We start from the raw sequence: 15379 nt of genomic DNA on the forward strand, positions 1-15379 counted from the left end.
TCCATGAGCAGTATAGAAGATAAAACGGTAGAGCAGCGAGTCATTGAGCAGCTTAAGGAGTACCCACAAAAACGAGCACGAATAATGGCTCTTTCAACGTACAGCATTGGTTCTGGTATTATCGTCAACCGGCTGGAGGAAGATGATCAGCTTCAAGAATTGCATCGGCGTTTACGGGATCTGCCGAGTTATCTATATCTCAACAAGAAAGAACAAAGGTTGGAAACTACCGCGCATGCTTATCTAACCCGATACCCAGCTGGTTTAAAAGCACAGTTGGAGGCGATCCCGACTATTGGTGCAGATGCCGAGGATGAAAAGCTGCTGCGGGAGCTTCGTCGGAAGGTCAAAAGGGTAATTGATGCCCGAGGTTGTAACTTGAACCAACTGGAAGAAGTACTGGAGCGCGTGGCAGAGCTTCAGGATCTTCGAACTGAGGTCGACTGGATTGACGGAGTGCTGGAATTGTTGGAGGAATATAAGCCAGGTTACCCAAGGATTATGCGTATGATATTTTTCGAGAATAAGACCAATCAGGAAATGATGGACGAACTGAAAATGTCAAAGTCAGCTTTTTACAAAATCAAGCGGAAAGCGATTAAAGAATATGTGTCTTTAGCAAGATAGAAGAGAACTGCACTTTTTGTGGACAATTTACGGACTAAATTAGGAACACAAGCCCTTTTTCCCGTGTTAAGATGATATTGTGAAATAGTTGTAAGAGAGGGCAAAACCCTCTCTTGATTGCACGGATGTGGAGAAGTTTGGCCGTTCTCGCCTGTCTTGGACACAGGAGCTCACAGGTTCAAATCCTGTCATTCGTATTGATTCATAACCTAGCTTCACACTAAGCCGCTACCGGATCTCGGAGCGGTATTTTTTATGACTAGAGAGGATGATTTGATTGGCTAAGTATCGCAAGAAGCCAGTCGTGATTGAAGCCATCAAGTTTGAAACAATTGGTGATGTGTATGACTTTACTGAAGGTAATATGACGCAGCCGTTAAACGGAAAAGTAGGGATAATTACGCTTGAAGGAACGATATGGGCATCACCTGGAGACTACATCATCAAAGGTGTAAACGGTGAGTTCTATCCTTGCAAACCTGACATCTTTGTAAAAACTTATGAGGAGGTAACCGAATGAATCCAGTAATCGAGAACAATTTCAGCTACCATGCCCCGAAACCTGAACAACCTGATATTTACGAACAGATCCGTGAGAAGGCGAAGGAACTGGCCTATTTGATCGAAGAAGTAACGCCGAAGAGCCGTGAGCAGTCCCTGGCAATGACAAACCTAGAACAATCCGTATTTTGGGCGAATGCGGCTGTAGCGAGGAACTAAAAAGAGCCCCTTAAAGGGGCATCGTTAAATTTAATACGGTGCGTTGATATGATGTTCTAAACTAGAATAAACATGGTTCAATGTACTTTTATATTCATCTAGTTGACTAACCATCTCTTTGTACTTTTGACGGGATTTGTCCTTAATTGAAATGGAATTAAATATAAGATTAATGTCATATAACAATGAGTCAATACTTGGTACAAGGTCATCATGGTTAGAAGCGAAACCATCGAGTACTACACGATCATCAATACCGAAATCAGGCACATCAGGATCTAAGTCGATGTATTCCATCGCATTGTTATAGTATTTTGAAATGTCATCGAAGCGTGTAAGTAAGATTTTAAAAGTATTATTGTTAACTTCAGGCATTAATGCACCAGCTTTCAATTTTTATTGGGATGCTGTTCTTGGAATTAAAGATACCCTAAGGTTAATTAAATTGTAAAGGAGCTGCTTGTGATGGCGGTAAGCAAATATCAATCTCATGTCGAACCCAAATTGCTACTCATCCAAGCATGGGCTCGTGATGGGTATACCGAAGAGCAGACTGCGCTGAAGCTTGGCGTGGCTTATTCGACGTTCAGGGTATACAAGGATAAGTACCCGGCACTTTCGGCAGCCTTAAAAAAAGGTCAAGAGGTAGCTGACGTTGAGGTAGAGAATGCCTTGTTCAAACGGGCAGTTGGATACCGATATGACGAAGTGATCAGGGAGCCTGGAACTGTTGTTGATGAAGAGACAGGAGAAGAAAAGCGCGTGATGGTCGAGACCAAGCGCGTGACCAAAGAGGTGCAGCCGGATGTTACTGCGCAGATCTTCTGGCTGAAGAACCGGAAACCCGAACAGTGGCGGGATAAGAAAGACATTGATGCTAATGTGGATGGCAGCCTAAACGTTGTTTTTGCGCCAGGAATGGAGGTATCTGAATGACACAGACTGTGGTTATTCCTTATAAGCCACAACCGCGTCAACAGGTGTATCATCAGACCAATGACATTGACGAGTTGCTGTACGGCGGCGCTGCTGGTGGCGGTAAATCAGAGGCAACGATATGGGATGCACTGAAGTATGCCATGCAGTATAAGGGCAGCCGACAAATTATCTTTCGGCGAACCTTTCCGGATCTCCAGCGTTCAATCATCGCCCGGACGATTGTGGTTTACCCTAAGGAGCTCGGAAAATATAATCAGTCAAAGCATGAGTGGGTGTTTGTTAATGGCTCTGTGATCGAGTTAGCCTACTTTGACAGTGACATGCATAAGGCCAATTATGCCGGCGCTGAGTACGATGTAATCCGCTGGGAAGAAGTTACACACTTCGAAGAAGGTTGGTACACTTTCATGTTATCACGGCTACGGGGATCTACTCCATATCCTAGATATATCAAGAGTACAACCAATCCAGGAAGTGTTGGCCATGCTTGGGTGAAGAAACGATTCATCGACATTGGAGAGTGGGAAAAAGTGCACCACATCCACGAGACGAATGACGAAGGAGAGTTACTGTACCACCCTGATACAGGTGAGCCAATCATATCTAGACGTATTTTTATTCCCGCTAAAGTACAGGATAACCCAGCATTGCTGGAGGCTGATCCCAATTATATCGTCCGGCTTATGCAGCTTCCTGAGCAGGAACGAAAGCAGCTGCTAGATGGGGATTGGGATACCTTTGCGGGTCAATATTTTAGTGAATTCAGCCGCTCTTTGCATATTGTGGAACCATTTGATATTCCAAAGACATGGAAACGATTTAGGGCACTGGATGAAGGTTATACAGACCCATTCATCTGCCTCTGGATTGCTTTGGCACCTGATGGTACAGCCTATCTCTATCGAGAGTTAGCCAAGACAAAGCTGCTAACGTCAGAGCAAGTAGGACTAGTGCGGCTTAACAGTCCCGTCACTGAGGAATATGAGTACAACGTGGCTGATACAAGTTTCTGGAACCGATCAAAAACGGAAAAGATTACGCCGGCAGAAATATTTGCTCAGAAAGGCGTAACACTCATCCAGGCAAAGAAGGAACGAGTTAATGGCTGGAAGCGTCTGAGAGAGTGGCTACATCCTTATGATGCCATTGATCATGTAACAGGAAATGTCTACAAGGCAACCAAGCTGAAGATATTCTCCACTTGCATTAAGGCGATCGAAGCTATACCATCCATGGTTCACGACGATAAGAAGGTCGAGGATGTGGCAGCTCATCCGCTGGATCACATACCCGATGCGCTTCGATACTGGTGCATGAGTCGCGCGACGGATACAAAGGCTACAGAAGCCTGGTCAGCAGATCCAGATCAGCTCAGTGATCGGCGCCGTGATTTTGAATCCGACGATGATGAGGACGAGCCTTTCAAGGTTCAGGGCTTTTGGTAATTCCATATACAGTGTTTATGCAAGACTACTGTACAAAAGACAGAGTTTGGTGAATATGTCCAGCACTGAAAACCCTTGATACATAAGGGTTTCATTCACGAAGTAGATAAACTCCATATGCATACGTTATACATTTACCCATAAACCCGCGCGGTTGTGGGGTTTTTGTTTTTCAGTATTAAAACGATTATACAAACTTTATGCAGAGGGAAGGCGATAAAAATGGTAATTGGACTGGTAGCGATGACCTTTGCGGCTATCGCTTTTTCTGCGTGGCGGCTGCAGGTACAGGATAGGATTATCGTCGATCTGCAGAATCGTCTGATGGCTCGCAACTACACTGAGTATGCGGCACACCTTCCACGGGTAGAGCGGCCGCCAGAGGAACAAGAATACAAGCCGAAGTCCTGGTATGACGATGGAGTAGGTGATAACGAATGACATTAATACAGAATGCTTATGATCGTCTCAAAGGGATATTCGATAACGAAGACACCAAGCAACGTACCGTGGATCCAAACACTCCCGAGCAGCAGGTGCTGTATGAGACGGTGATGTCCGACTTTAATGTGTTTAAAGCCGATCGGCAACCTGTGGAAGATTACTGGCGTGAAGAGCAGCGTTTCTATAAGGGGGATCACTGGTATGGACTTCGTTCAGATAGTACTTCCAGGCAGCGGCCCAACGCGGTCGAGAATATTGCCTGGTCACAGATCGAAGCTATTGTCGGTAAGCTTTGTGGATGGATGCCTTATCCGGACTTCGAGGGCGTAGAGCCAGGAGATGATTCTGCTGCTCGAAACCTAAATGATTACGTGCCTAAGGAGTTACGGCAGATTAAATTCAAGGCCAAACACATCCGCGCAGTACGGAGGATGGTCATTCATGGGCCGCTGATCTATAAGACAATCTTTGACCCTAGCATTGAAGGTGGCAGAGGAAAGAATCGATACCAAGGCCGCAACGATATCATTCCGGTGGATCTTGGCAGCTTCTACCCTGACCCACGTATTAGGGATTTTCTGTATCTACAGGATGGAGCAGCACACATCATTAAGGTTCCTCAACCGCTAGAGTATTTCCGCAAGCGTTGGCCTGAGCAAGGAGCCAAGGTGGAGCCTGACAACGGTGGCGGAGAGGATGTTTTCGAGGTAGACGGAATCAGTTCCGATGGTTTTAACCATGACGTTTCGCTAGGTTCTCCTAATAAAGCTGAGCGCCGGCAGACTGCAGGCCTCATTGAGTATTGGTACCGAGGCCTGCCAAAGATTGTGACACAGGAAGATAACGATCTGTTCACAGAGGCAGCTGCTGACAAACTAGCCCACGGTGTAGATCCTTCCGAGGATATCGCCAAAGCAGCAGGTAACATGGAAGGCATTCACTGTATTTACGTTTCAACTTCTGGGGTGTTCCTGGAGCATAAGGCGTATATGTATGACCATGGCCAGTATCCCTTCCAGGCACGTACTCTGTTTCCGGACGAGGCAAATCTATGGGGCAAGGGGTTCATGCGCGATATGATTAAGCCCCAGATCTTCAAGAACAAATATGCTGAGATCGCCATCGAAACCATGGCCAGACAGGGCAATGGAGCGATCATGTACGAGGATGGAGCTATCACGAAGCCACAGACCTGGCAGGAACGTCGTAGCCAGCCGGGTGCCATGCTCCCCGTAGCGCAGGGACGGCTGAATGACGTTAAGGAGATCCAAGGTACCAATATCCCAGGTAGTCTGTTTAACGCCCTGTCTTATTACGACGAGATGTTGCAGAAGGTCCCGGGGCAGTTCGATAGTTCCAACGGTGCTTCCAATGCTAGTGTAACCAGTGGAGAACAGGCTAAAGCTCTTATGTCAGCTGCCGGTACACGTCTTAATACTGCATCGGACACCATCCAGGAGACGCTGGAGGAAGTCTTTGGGCAGTACATTGAATTGATGGCACAGTTTTACACTGAGGAACGTATCGTGCGCGTCACTGGACGTCAGGTATCCATAAGCCGGGATTCCATTGTAGGATCCGTTCCTGCATCGTATGAGACAGGCAATGAGGTTCCCGATCCAGTGTCAGGTGAACCGATGCCAGAGGAATTATCCGTCAAAGAAGAGTATGTGCCTGAGTTTGATATCACGGTGCATATCGGGACGGAGAAGCCGCAGGATCGTGAATACTGGATGCAGCTCGCCTTTAATATGCTGCAGGTGGTTGACCCGATCACCAAGCTACCGATGATCGATGCAGAGGGCATCCGATACGTCATCCAGAACGGTCGTATGGAGCCAATGGACGTTATCAAGGAACGCATTGAGCAAGCATCTGGTCGCGAACAACAGATGCAGGAACAGCTTGCCCAAGCCCAACAAGCTGTGCAACAGAATCAGGCGCTTCAACAGCAAGTGGCTCAGCTTCAAGGTATGAGTCAGCAGCAGTATCAAGAAGAACAACAGTTTAGCCGCTCCATCCAGCAACAGAAAGTTGACCTAGAGGCCGCGAAGGTCGCTAGTGGATTGATGCAAAATATACAGCCTGGCCAAGGGTGAGAATCCTTTGGCCTATTTTACTGCCGCCAGCCATAGCGGATAAGGAGGATGTTTGTAATGGGAGACACAATCGACCCGAACGCCAGCCATAGCGAAGAGGTAGAAGATCAGTTAGACAATGAGGACGAGCAGTCAGTTAGGGATTATTACAAGGCTTTTGGCATTGATTATTCCGAGGATACTGACGAAGATCCTGACAATGACGACCTTGAAGAAACAGATGAGGAAGTAGATCCCGCCATAGATCAGCTGCCGGCATCTGGAGTTAAGGGAGTTACCGTCAAACATAACGGACAGGACGTAACAGTCGATGAAGAAAAGGTTCCAGAGTTCCTGCAGATGGGTCTCAATTATGACAAGATCAAAGGCCGTAATCAACAATACGAGAGCGCTTTGGATCGCCTTGCACACCAACAAGGATATAAGGATCATGCTGAGCTACTGGCTAACCTCGACAAGATCGAACAACAGCAAGTGCAGCGCCAGCAAGATCAATTTGATCAGCTGAAACAGCGATTGCGCCAAGAAGCTGAGGACGCCGCTATTGATCCGGATGCCTTAGAGCAGTATTTAGACAACCATCCCATATTGAAACAAGCTCGTCAGGTGATTGAGCGTGAACAGACAGCTCAGCAGACAAGGCAACTGGAGACTGTGCAGCAACAAGCCGTACAGGGCTGGGAGTCACTCTTTGCTAAATATCCTGACTTAGCAGATCAAGTCAATGCAGACGGTACGGGGGCAACCTGGTTGACTGCTGACATGCAGGCAAAGCTGCAGAGAGGCTATGACCCCATAGATGCTTATGAGCTAGTTCATCGTGATAGCTTGACGGCTGTAACCCGCAAGCAGGCCAAACAGGAGGTCATCAAGCAAACCCGACTGAATAAGCGTGGACAATCGCTTGGTGCCGCAGGAGCTCCACTGGAAGCTGAGGTTCCTCAAGAGTTGCAAGATGCTTTCAAAATGTTCGGACTAGATCCGAACGAGGCCGCAAAGTATTCCAAGAATTTTAAACGATAAGGAGGCGGTATGTTATGCCGCAAGGATTCAGATACGTATACAACGATTATGGTAAAGATCCGACTCGGATTACTGAGTTCCTCATGAAGGATGATGAAGCCGGTTCTGCAGGTGAGGCGATCAAATTAGTGTCTGGACGAGTAACAAAGGCGGCACCTACGGATCCCATCGCGGGTTTTTTGACTGCAAATGTAGTTGCAGGTACCGATAAAGAGACGGAATTCATCTTGGCTCGCGAAGGTGACTGGTATGACGCTCCTTATTCGGGTAGCCCAGCTGCTGGTTTTGTTCAGGGTGTGACCGGAGTGGTGCTGGCAGCAGATGGCTTGTCTGCGAATGCAGCTACTGTCACCGGCGGGGCATTGTCGGTGTTGTCGATTAACACAAATAAAAAGACTGCGCGGGTTAAAGTTAAGAACCGCCAGTTCTCTTAAGAGAGAAAGGGGACTAAATTATGCAAACTGCACTTCGATGGGATCCGAGAGTTCTGGAGCCTGTATTTAAAGGACTCTACAATCAAGCTATGAAGAATAAGAAAGACTATATTAAGCTGATGTACAATGTCACCAATTCCACGAAAGCTATGGAGTCTTATAACGGAATCGGTGGAGAGGGCCTGATGGAAGAGTGGAAACATTCTAACAACCAGGTTTTCTACGAGGACATCGACGAATTGTGGCAGAAGGTCATCAAAAACCGCAAGTTCTCCGATGGACGAATCATCGAGAAGGACTTCGTGGAAGACCTTCAGCTGACAGAGATCAAGCGCCGTATTGTGTCCCTCGCGGATGGGGTTTACAAGACACAGCAGTTACAGGGTGTGGAGTTCCTGAATAACGCTTTTGCTGCTACAGGCCCGAACTGGCGCGGACGTATTGACAGTTATCTCGGACCTGATGGAAAGCCTTTGGTGGCGACAGATCATCCGTATAGCCCAACCAATAGCACAGATACCCAATCAAACAAAAGTACGCAGCCTCTAACGGTCGATTCGTGGGACGAGACTGCGGTGGCAATGCAAGAATGGAAAGATGACAAGGGAAATCCAATGGCGGTTATTCCAGATACGTTGATTGTTGCTCCATATAACGCTCGTGCAGCTTTCAAGATCGCTGGTCTTCCAGATAAAGATCTGCCAGCCTACGAACCAGGAAGCAATCACTTCGACGCTAACATGTACCAAGGGCATATCAAGGTTATCGTCAATCCGTTCATTAATCCGTCCAAGCGTAAGAACTGGTTTGCGGTGGATTCGGCACGCCTTCAACAATTTAATATCTGGCAATGGCGCCGGAAGCCAGAAGACGGTAGTATTACAGACTTTGATACCGAGGTCACAAAGCATAAGGTTGTTGGTCGCTGGGCATATGGCTTTATCAACTATTCATTCATTTACGGCCATGAAGTTACAGAATAATCAACTGGCGGGGGCTTAGCGGCTCCCGCTTTATTGTTTGGAGGAATGAACATGCCATATCCTTTTCGAGATGAACTGGATGTATTGAACGCCATTTATGCCGAGCTTGTACAGGCCAAAGGACAAATCTCTCGAAAACCTTCCAGCGCATCGATCCGATACAGCCGACGAGTACGCTCACGTGCAATATCAGTAAAGACTACAGCCAAACCGAAAGGAAGTGTTAAGAATGTCACTACCAAAAAGTAGAATGCCAGACTTTTATGAAGTAATAGCCGCAGCTGATGCACCGGCGCTGCCTCACGGGAGGTATCCGAGTTACATTGTGTTCCTGGATGCCGAGGGCCAACCGATTGACCTTGGTGGATCTACTGTAGTCGCATGGTCTGCGATTACGGGAAAACCTACTGTTATTGCTGCCGGAGCCGATGCTGCAGCTGCACGTACAGCTATTGGAGCCGGTACACCCTATACACTACCGGCTGCTACGGCTTCAGTGTCCGGAGGAGTAAAACAGGCAGCCACACAAGCAAGCAGCACCGCTACAGACGTTGCGGGGTTAGTGGCTGACCTCAATGCGCTTCTTGCCAAACTAAAGTCTGCCGGAATCATGGCTTAAGGAGCGACGCCACATGAAGGTTAGTGATGTAGTAGAAGAGATTATTGAGAAGTCGCCGCACTTCCTATCTCCGCAGTCCATTCTGCGAAAGGTCACAGCAGTGCGTGATCGACTGTTGCGTCAGTCTACGGCAGCTCAGCGGCAATCCGGTACAATCTGTACGGCCATTGACTTGCATAAGGGACAGATTGAATATGTTCTCCCATGCTCACCAGATTCTGTGGTGGATGTGGATGTCCGAGTTTCTGCTTATCGAGGTGGAGACTGTAAAGACTATCGACGTATTTCGCTCCGGCAGTTCGATCAGAAGGCTAACAAGTCCTATTACTATTTCACGGCTGGAAAAATCGGAATCATGCCGGTACCAGAGTACGATACGGCATACGGAATTAAGATATTCCACCTTCCTGTTCTGAACCCGTTGACTTTCGAAGATATGGAAGGTGACACAGGATTTGATCCGGATTATGACATGCTCCTGGTGTATGGCGTTCTGAGGGAGATAACCAGTGGAAACGAAGCACAGGAGAATAACACAAAGTACCTGCAGCTTTTAGCTGATTACACAGCAGCAAATAGCGGGTATGAGACTCATGAAGTGAAAGAGAGGTGGTAGATATGAGCGACCGTTATCCATGGCGTGATACAAGTGAAGACATTAGCGCAGGGAAGCCACCTCAGTGGGAAACACCAGGAGGCGCTCAGGAGAAAGTAGATACTGGGATTGAGGACTTCGCCCAGCTTCCTGAGATTGGGGTGGTGGACAACTCTATTACAGCTCGCAAGATCCGTCCGTCCGCTGTAGTCACGGAAAAAATCGCCCCGAAAGCAATAACGCTGGATAAGATGGCTCCGGCTCCTCTGGATGCTGCAAATCATACCTATACAGGCGTAGTGGCCGCTGCTACAGTTAAAGAGGCCATAGATAAATCCAGTGACCGGGTGGAATACTTCATCGAGCATAGCGGGGACAGTGTTGTTGAACTTGTGGATGCACGCATTCCAGAGAACGGCGCACCCTATCCAAAATTAGGGGATCGGCTCAATGCCACTGATACGCAGTTGGCGGAAACTGTCGATATTATGCAAGGACGAAGTAACTATATAGGTGGTATGTTTACGATTGTTGATGATGATTCACCAAATACCTTTTTTACTCGCTGGAAGCCGATTCTTGATGCTACTGATATTAAAATAAGCCAGGCTGTGAACACGTCATTCGTCGGCACATCGGGGCATATGACATTAGCGCAGCTTAAACAGCTCAAGGCAGAGGGTCATGATATTCTGTCTCACGGTTATACGCATCCAGACTTGAATACGACCTCACTCGCAGATATTGAAACAGAGTGGCAATTAAGTAAGCAGTATCTTATTGATAACGATCTCGGAGACGGCCTGGGGCTTGTTTATCCTACAGGATTGTTTAGTATATCTGATCCTGCAAAGGCAATAGCCGTAAAGGCTTTGACTCGAAAATATTATCGATACGGAATCGATGCAGTCGCGGGCGCCACAGCAATTAATACTCTACCTGTGGATAGCTTTGAAGTGCTTCGGATGTTTGTCGATCCGGCAACCGTTACCTTAGCTTCAATAAAGACATATATCGATGACGCATTTGCTAACAATAAATGGTACATTTTACTTACCCATTGCGGGTTGAGCTGGAACGACACCACTAGTCCAACCAACCTGACGGCTATTATTAATTACGTCAAAGGACTTGGAATGCCGATTCTAAATTATAGAGAGGCAGAGGAGCTTGTCGGTAACTCCATCAGCCAAGGAGATACACGCACTAAGAATTTCAGCTTTGTGGGTAAGAACGGAGCAACTCGCAACTCGGTAATCGCAAATCGAACAGCTTTATCCAGAACGATGACGGTAAGCAGCATGGATGCACCGATCTCAGAATATGAACCGTACTCGCGAACTACCACTTCAATTACAAACTTGCAGGATACATTTTTAAGCGGCGGCGGTGTGATGGAAGTAACCCGAGGGAATGTCGCTTACTCTTTTGCACTCTTCTATCCGGCGCTGAACACCTCGGTGTATAGACGATATTGGCAAGACGGTAGCTCTACATGGTCAGCTTGGAAACAAGTCGGTGATATAACTCCAGCATACGCTATGAAAAGCGGTGGTATGAATGCCGCAATCTCCGAATATGAGACGCACAAGCTTTCTGCTGTACAAATACCTTCAGGAAGTGATTCTTTCCTTTCCACAGGCGGTGTGCTGTCTGTGTATCGTGGCGATACGGCCTACTCCTACGCAATTTACCATCCAGCGCTTAGCAATAAGATGTATAAGCGGTACTGGATTGATGGTAGCTCAACGTGGTCGGCTTGGACGGAGATCAGCGACACAGTGATACAGGCTACGAACATGGACGCAGCCATCACAACGTACACGGCTAAAAAGTGGACGGACGTACAGGTCGCCGCAGCTCAAGATACACTCTTATCTGCTGGTGGCTTAATGCGAATTTATCGGGGTGATGCGTTTTACTCTTTTGCACTGTTCTATCCTCTCAATTCGGATGCCGTGTATCGGCGTAGATGGACCGAGGGTTCGAGTTCTTGGACGACATGGGTTAAGATAAGCGTTGTATAAGATGTATTGCAGTAATTGCTAAATTAAACAACCTATTAGTAAAAGAGTGGTACACGCGCCGCCCAGGTAATATTGGCATGTTTGAATAAATGAGTTAAATATAATTGTTTTCCTTTCAATATTGGTATAGTATCCTAGTGGTATATATAAGGATATGGAGGATTAAAATTGAAAAAAATACTTATTTATTTCATTCTTTTGTTTCTTAGCAGCTCATTGTATCTAACCGATAAGTTCAACTCATTGGGAAGTGTAATGATATCTGCTATGGTTTTGTTGATAGTTCCTATTATTCTTTTGTCTGGAAAATCTAAATTTAAAGCGAACCCCACTAGTTTGTTTATCATGGGCTTGTATTTATTAGCCTGCGGATTTTCGGCAATTCACAATACAGACTTGAGCCTATTATTTAGTGCTGCTATGCTATTTATTTTATACATTGCAGCACTCGTAATTATCCCTGCCATGGGTGTGAATGTTAATAAACTTGTATTTCGTGCGCTCTTTATAAGCCATTTACCAATTATCGTAATACCTCTAGGTTTAAGTGGTTTAAACACTTCTCCTTACCGTGGTATATTTTACAATCCAAATTCTTTGGGGAGTGTGGCAGCAACATTATTTATTGCTTTTTTCGCATTATACACATACAAGCTAGAAGAATCTCTCGCTAATAAAGTAAAGTTTAGGCAAGGAGTCATCTATTTAATCGCTTTATTTTTATTGCTATTCTTAATCATTCTATCTGGTAGTCGGACTAGTCTTTTAGCAGTAATGATCACCGTTTTAATAGGGACATTTTTCTTATCTGTAAGGCTAATAAAGGTTCGGAGATTTTGGGCGACACTATTGAAAACTGCCGTTTTTACAATGATTGGAGGTGTGTTTTTATTTTTACTAATAAGACTAACACCTGTGTATACTTACTTTTATAATAACATTTTATATAAATTTGAACTTAAACTTGCTCGCGGTGATGTACTAGACCAACGCAGTTTATCATGGTCTCAAACTATACGTGAAGCTGGGTTATTCGGTCAAGGAAGTGATTATTTTAATACTCGCACCGTTGTGGCAGCACACAATACGTTCATAAATATCTTAGGTGAGACTGGATGGGTATCACTGATATTTTTCGGAATTTTCTTGGTTTATGTTTTTTTTGCGGCCTATCGATATGCTATAAGTGACATAAAAGACAAGTATAAATACCTTCCTTTACTGATGATTTTCGGTTTTACTTTAATGTCTATGGGGGAAGTAATGTCATTTAAGGTTAGTATGCTTGTAATGTTCTTCAGTCTTGCATCGACAGTAGATTATAAACTTAGATTGCCTGAGTTATCAGAGAATCAGAAATATGATCAAAAATTGATTAGGTTTCAGTAGGACCATACTGCGCAACAGTCTCTTCATTAAAAGAGGCTGTTTTTATTTTGAAAGAAGGTGATGTCTTGAACATCCAACAGATCATTACTGAGGCCGACATCCTGGTCCCGAATGATGTGCCTACTACCGATAAGGCAGTGGCATTGACGGGAATCAACCAGGATTTTTTTAATGTCGTGAAGATCCCGAAGATTGCTCGTTTCACATCAGTAGCAGCTCAGGGTGATTACACGCTGTCATCGGATGTGCGACAAAAGAATATAGACCTGTTGATGATCGGAATGTTCCGGTACATGAGCATGGATAGTGCAGCCATTACGCCGAGGCAGAACGCCTTCAGCTTTGATGATGCCTCTCATGTTCTCTCTGTATGGCCGGCTCCATACGGTACGCTAGAGGGTTTTCTACGCTACTACCGGATTGGGACAACCAACTTTTCAGCGGATAATCTTTCCGCAATTCCAGATGCGCCGGAGGAGTACCACTGGACTTATGTGTTAGCGCTGGCAGCTTACCTTGCAAATACACAGGATGACGTAGGCAAGGCAGCCAACTATGAGGATCAATATAAAGCAGCGTGGAACGTGGCGGCTCAGAACTATCAAGTGGGTGATTCCAAATGAAGCCGATCCAGTATGGCAAGACGCAGGCTCAAGAGCTCTCTGGCATCCATCAGCCTATTCCAATTCGGGAGTTTCACGGTGTCAGCACCTTTGATCCGTTGTCGCTATCTGACAGTTATTTCACAGACATGCGGAATATGACTTCTGATGACTTTCCGGCTCTTGTGACACGGCCGGGATACTCGGTACTTGGAGCAGCCGGTACAAAAGTTCTCGGAATGGGCGTCTGGAAGGACAAAGAGCTTCATGTTGTGTTTAATGACGGCACTTGGCAGCGCTGGAACGGATCCTCTTGGGCGACATTGGCCAGCGGACTGGACACCGCAGCGGACTGGAGCTTCACCAACTTTCAGGGTAACTTGGATGACGTGAATCTAATTGGTTGCAATGGTGTCAATGCCATGAAGCGCTATGATGGCGGTAGCGTGCAGGATTTATCCGGTGCCCCTGCAAACGGAAAATACATCACCACCTATCAGAACAGGTTATGGTGTGCTGTTGGCATTGAGCTATGGTCCTGCGCATTGGATAACCCGACATCATGGGATGACTTCGACGGTAACTTAAATGATAGCTACCGAAAGACGATGGAATCTAGCAAGGGCGAAGAGATCAACATGCTGACCGGTTCACTGTCCAAGTTGACTATCGGTATGCCGGGGAGCTTACATGAGCTATATGGCGGATTACCGCAAGATTTCAACACGAAGCAAATCACAGAAGATCTGGGACTGGCCAACAATAAGAGTGCCATCACACAGGAAGGCTTCCTGCGCTTCATGCATAAGACCGGCATTTACGAGTATGGTGGCGGCACACTACCCACCAAAGCATTTAGTGACCGAATTGGGAAGCTGCTCTCTGGCATTACAACGGAGAGCGTGGCCGGATCAGACGGAACGAAGCTGTACTTTAACCTTCCTCCTGATCGACTTATGGTCTATGACCCCCGTTCAGGTGTAGATGCATGGTCTATTTGGCGTGATATTTCAGCTACTCAGATTATTACTATGGGTAATCAACTATATATTGGTGACGCTCAGGGGCGCGTGCTTCGCCTGGAAGGCACGACAGATGGCGGGAATGGGGTTACATGGTCAGCAACAACGAAGCCGTTCAACAGTGGCAGCCTGGCTCAGCGTCAACGCTGGTATAAGCTTTGGATCATGCTCGAGCTGTCAGGTAGTCTGCAGGTGCATTTATCGCCATCTATCAGTGGAGAAGATTGGACACTGGTGCAGGATATTCCCGACAGCACACAACCTCTGATCAGGCGAGTCATTATTCCCGTATCCAGCTTCACGCGCGAAAATTGGATACGGGTTCGCTTCAGCGGCGTAGGCTGGGCACGGCTGCATGAATTTACTCGGCAGGGGCGTCAGCTGCCAATACGATAATAAGGAGAGTGAACA

The 15379-nt window shown here is 46.5% G+C and carries 18 protein-coding genes and 1 tRNA gene; 18 read left to right on the forward strand and 1 reads right to left on the reverse strand.

Annotated features, from left to right (window positions below; genetic code table 11):
* Nucleotides 1–3: 3 nt before the first annotated feature.
* From NYE72_RS13425 to NYE72_RS13440, 4 genes are all read left to right on the forward strand, one after another.
* Nucleotides 4–627: a DUF1492 domain-containing protein gene (locus NYE72_RS13425; protein WP_339211883.1), complete on the forward strand. Its 624-nt coding sequence runs from the start codon at nucleotides 4–6 to the stop codon at nucleotides 625–627.
* A gap of 121 nt (nucleotides 628–748) precedes the next feature.
* A tRNA-Pro gene (locus NYE72_RS13430) sits at nucleotides 749–824 on the forward strand.
* 80 nt (nucleotides 825–904) lie between these two features.
* Complete coding sequence (locus tag NYE72_RS13435) at nucleotides 905–1147, forward strand: hypothetical protein (protein WP_339211885.1); 243 nt, start codon at nucleotides 905–907, stop codon at nucleotides 1145–1147.
* Nucleotides 1144–1347, forward strand: a complete 204-nt coding sequence (locus NYE72_RS13440; RefSeq protein ID WP_339211886.1) for a hypothetical protein — start codon at nucleotides 1144–1146, stop codon at nucleotides 1345–1347. The genes NYE72_RS13435 and NYE72_RS13440 overlap by 4 nt, the downstream gene beginning before the upstream one ends.
* 30 nt (nucleotides 1348–1377) lie before the next feature.
* Here NYE72_RS13440 and NYE72_RS13445 read toward each other — a convergent pair whose 3' ends face one another.
* Nucleotides 1378–1722, reverse strand: coding sequence for a hypothetical protein (locus tag NYE72_RS13445; protein WP_339211887.1), 345 nt, complete (start codon nucleotides 1720–1722; stop codon nucleotides 1378–1380).
* 90 nt (nucleotides 1723–1812) lie between these two features.
* Between NYE72_RS13445 and NYE72_RS13450 the strand changes: the two genes are divergently transcribed.
* From NYE72_RS13450 to NYE72_RS13515, 14 genes are all read left to right on the forward strand, one after another.
* Nucleotides 1813–2283, forward strand: coding sequence for a transposase (locus NYE72_RS13450; protein WP_339211888.1), 471 nt, complete (start codon nucleotides 1813–1815; stop codon nucleotides 2281–2283).
* Nucleotides 2280–3731, forward strand: coding sequence for a terminase family protein (locus tag NYE72_RS13455; protein WP_339211889.1), 1452 nt, complete (start codon nucleotides 2280–2282; stop codon nucleotides 3729–3731). Before NYE72_RS13450 ends, NYE72_RS13455 begins: the two co-directional genes overlap by 4 nt.
* 222 nt (nucleotides 3732–3953) lie before the next feature.
* Nucleotides 3954–4172: a hypothetical protein gene (locus NYE72_RS13460; protein ID WP_339211891.1), complete on the forward strand. Its 219-nt coding sequence runs from the start codon at nucleotides 3954–3956 to the stop codon at nucleotides 4170–4172.
* Nucleotides 4169–6274, forward strand: a complete 2106-nt coding sequence (locus tag NYE72_RS13465; RefSeq protein ID WP_339211892.1) for a hypothetical protein — start codon at nucleotides 4169–4171, stop codon at nucleotides 6272–6274. Before NYE72_RS13460 ends, NYE72_RS13465 begins: the two co-directional genes overlap by 4 nt.
* A 57-nt stretch (nucleotides 6275–6331) precedes the next feature.
* On the forward strand, nucleotides 6332–7297 hold the full coding sequence (locus tag NYE72_RS13470) for a hypothetical protein (protein WP_339211893.1): 966 nt from the start codon (nucleotides 6332–6334) through the stop codon (nucleotides 7295–7297).
* Nucleotides 7298–7311: 14 nt separating this feature from the next.
* Nucleotides 7312–7731: a hypothetical protein gene (locus NYE72_RS13475; RefSeq protein ID WP_339211894.1), complete on the forward strand. Its 420-nt coding sequence runs from the start codon at nucleotides 7312–7314 to the stop codon at nucleotides 7729–7731.
* A gap of 20 nt (nucleotides 7732–7751) precedes the next feature.
* Nucleotides 7752–8714: a Mu-like prophage major head subunit gpT family protein gene (locus tag NYE72_RS13480; protein WP_339211895.1), complete on the forward strand. Its 963-nt coding sequence runs from the start codon at nucleotides 7752–7754 to the stop codon at nucleotides 8712–8714.
* Nucleotides 8715–8765: 51 nt separating this feature from the next.
* The gene (locus NYE72_RS13485) at nucleotides 8766–8963 is read left to right on the forward strand and encodes a hypothetical protein (protein WP_339211896.1); all 198 of its coding nucleotides are present in this window, start codon (nucleotides 8766–8768) and stop codon (nucleotides 8961–8963) included.
* Nucleotides 8944–9333 carry a head fiber protein gene (locus NYE72_RS13490; protein ID WP_339211898.1) on the forward strand — a complete coding sequence of 130 codons (390 nt, stop codon included), beginning with the start codon at nucleotides 8944–8946 and terminating at the stop codon, nucleotides 9331–9333. Before NYE72_RS13485 ends, NYE72_RS13490 begins: the two co-directional genes overlap by 20 nt.
* Before the next feature lie 13 nt (nucleotides 9334–9346).
* The gene (locus tag NYE72_RS13495; protein WP_339211899.1) at nucleotides 9347–9949 is read left to right on the forward strand and encodes a hypothetical protein; all 603 of its coding nucleotides are present in this window, start codon (nucleotides 9347–9349) and stop codon (nucleotides 9947–9949) included.
* Between the two features lie 2 nt (nucleotides 9950–9951).
* Nucleotides 9952–11955, forward strand: a complete 2004-nt coding sequence (locus NYE72_RS13500) for a polysaccharide deacetylase family protein (RefSeq protein ID WP_339211900.1) — start codon at nucleotides 9952–9954, stop codon at nucleotides 11953–11955.
* A 168-nt stretch (nucleotides 11956–12123) separates the two neighbouring features.
* Nucleotides 12124–13344, forward strand: a complete 1221-nt coding sequence (locus NYE72_RS13505; protein ID WP_339211902.1) for a hypothetical protein — start codon at nucleotides 12124–12126, stop codon at nucleotides 13342–13344.
* A gap of 65 nt (nucleotides 13345–13409) precedes the next feature.
* On the forward strand, nucleotides 13410–13967 hold the full coding sequence (locus NYE72_RS13510) for a hypothetical protein (protein ID WP_339211903.1): 558 nt from the start codon (nucleotides 13410–13412) through the stop codon (nucleotides 13965–13967).
* On the forward strand, nucleotides 13964–15364 hold the full coding sequence (locus NYE72_RS13515; protein ID WP_339211904.1) for a hypothetical protein: 1401 nt from the start codon (nucleotides 13964–13966) through the stop codon (nucleotides 15362–15364). Before NYE72_RS13510 ends, NYE72_RS13515 begins: the two co-directional genes overlap by 4 nt.
* The last annotated feature ends 15 nt before the right edge of the window (nucleotides 15365–15379 follow it).

Origin of the sequence: Paenibacillus sp. FSL L8-0333 (assembly GCF_037965665.1) — a bacterium.
In the GTDB taxonomy this organism is placed as follows: Bacteria; Bacillota; Bacilli; order Paenibacillales; family Paenibacillaceae; genus Paenibacillus_AQ; species Paenibacillus_AQ odorifer.

Coding starts and splice junctions, on each gene's coding strand:
- NYE72_RS13425 (WP_339211883.1), top strand. CDS start 4: ATGAGCAGTATAGAAGATAAAACGGTAGAGCAGCGAGTCATTGAGCAG.
- NYE72_RS13440 (WP_339211886.1), top strand. CDS start 1,144: ATGAATCCAGTAATCGAGAACAATTTCAGCTACCATGCCCCGAAACCT.
- NYE72_RS13445 (WP_339211887.1), bottom strand. CDS start 1,722: ATGCCTGAAGTTAACAATAATACTTTTAAAATCTTACTTACACGCTTC.
- NYE72_RS13450 (WP_339211888.1), top strand. CDS start 1,813: ATGGCGGTAAGCAAATATCAATCTCATGTCGAACCCAAATTGCTACTC.
- NYE72_RS13455 (WP_339211889.1), top strand. CDS start 2,280: ATGACACAGACTGTGGTTATTCCTTATAAGCCACAACCGCGTCAACAG.
- NYE72_RS13460 (WP_339211891.1), top strand. CDS start 3,954: ATGGTAATTGGACTGGTAGCGATGACCTTTGCGGCTATCGCTTTTTCT.
- NYE72_RS13465 (WP_339211892.1), top strand. CDS start 4,169: ATGACATTAATACAGAATGCTTATGATCGTCTCAAAGGGATATTCGAT.
- NYE72_RS13470 (WP_339211893.1), top strand. CDS start 6,332: ATGGGAGACACAATCGACCCGAACGCCAGCCATAGCGAAGAGGTAGAA.
- NYE72_RS13475 (WP_339211894.1), top strand. CDS start 7,312: ATGCCGCAAGGATTCAGATACGTATACAACGATTATGGTAAAGATCCG.
- NYE72_RS13480 (WP_339211895.1), top strand. CDS start 7,752: ATGCAAACTGCACTTCGATGGGATCCGAGAGTTCTGGAGCCTGTATTT.
- NYE72_RS13485 (WP_339211896.1), top strand. CDS start 8,766: ATGCCATATCCTTTTCGAGATGAACTGGATGTATTGAACGCCATTTAT.
- NYE72_RS13490 (WP_339211898.1), top strand. CDS start 8,944: ATGTCACTACCAAAAAGTAGAATGCCAGACTTTTATGAAGTAATAGCC.
- NYE72_RS13495 (WP_339211899.1), top strand. CDS start 9,347: ATGAAGGTTAGTGATGTAGTAGAAGAGATTATTGAGAAGTCGCCGCAC.
- NYE72_RS13500 (WP_339211900.1), top strand. CDS start 9,952: ATGAGCGACCGTTATCCATGGCGTGATACAAGTGAAGACATTAGCGCA.
- NYE72_RS13515 (WP_339211904.1), top strand. CDS start 13,964: ATGAAGCCGATCCAGTATGGCAAGACGCAGGCTCAAGAGCTCTCTGGC.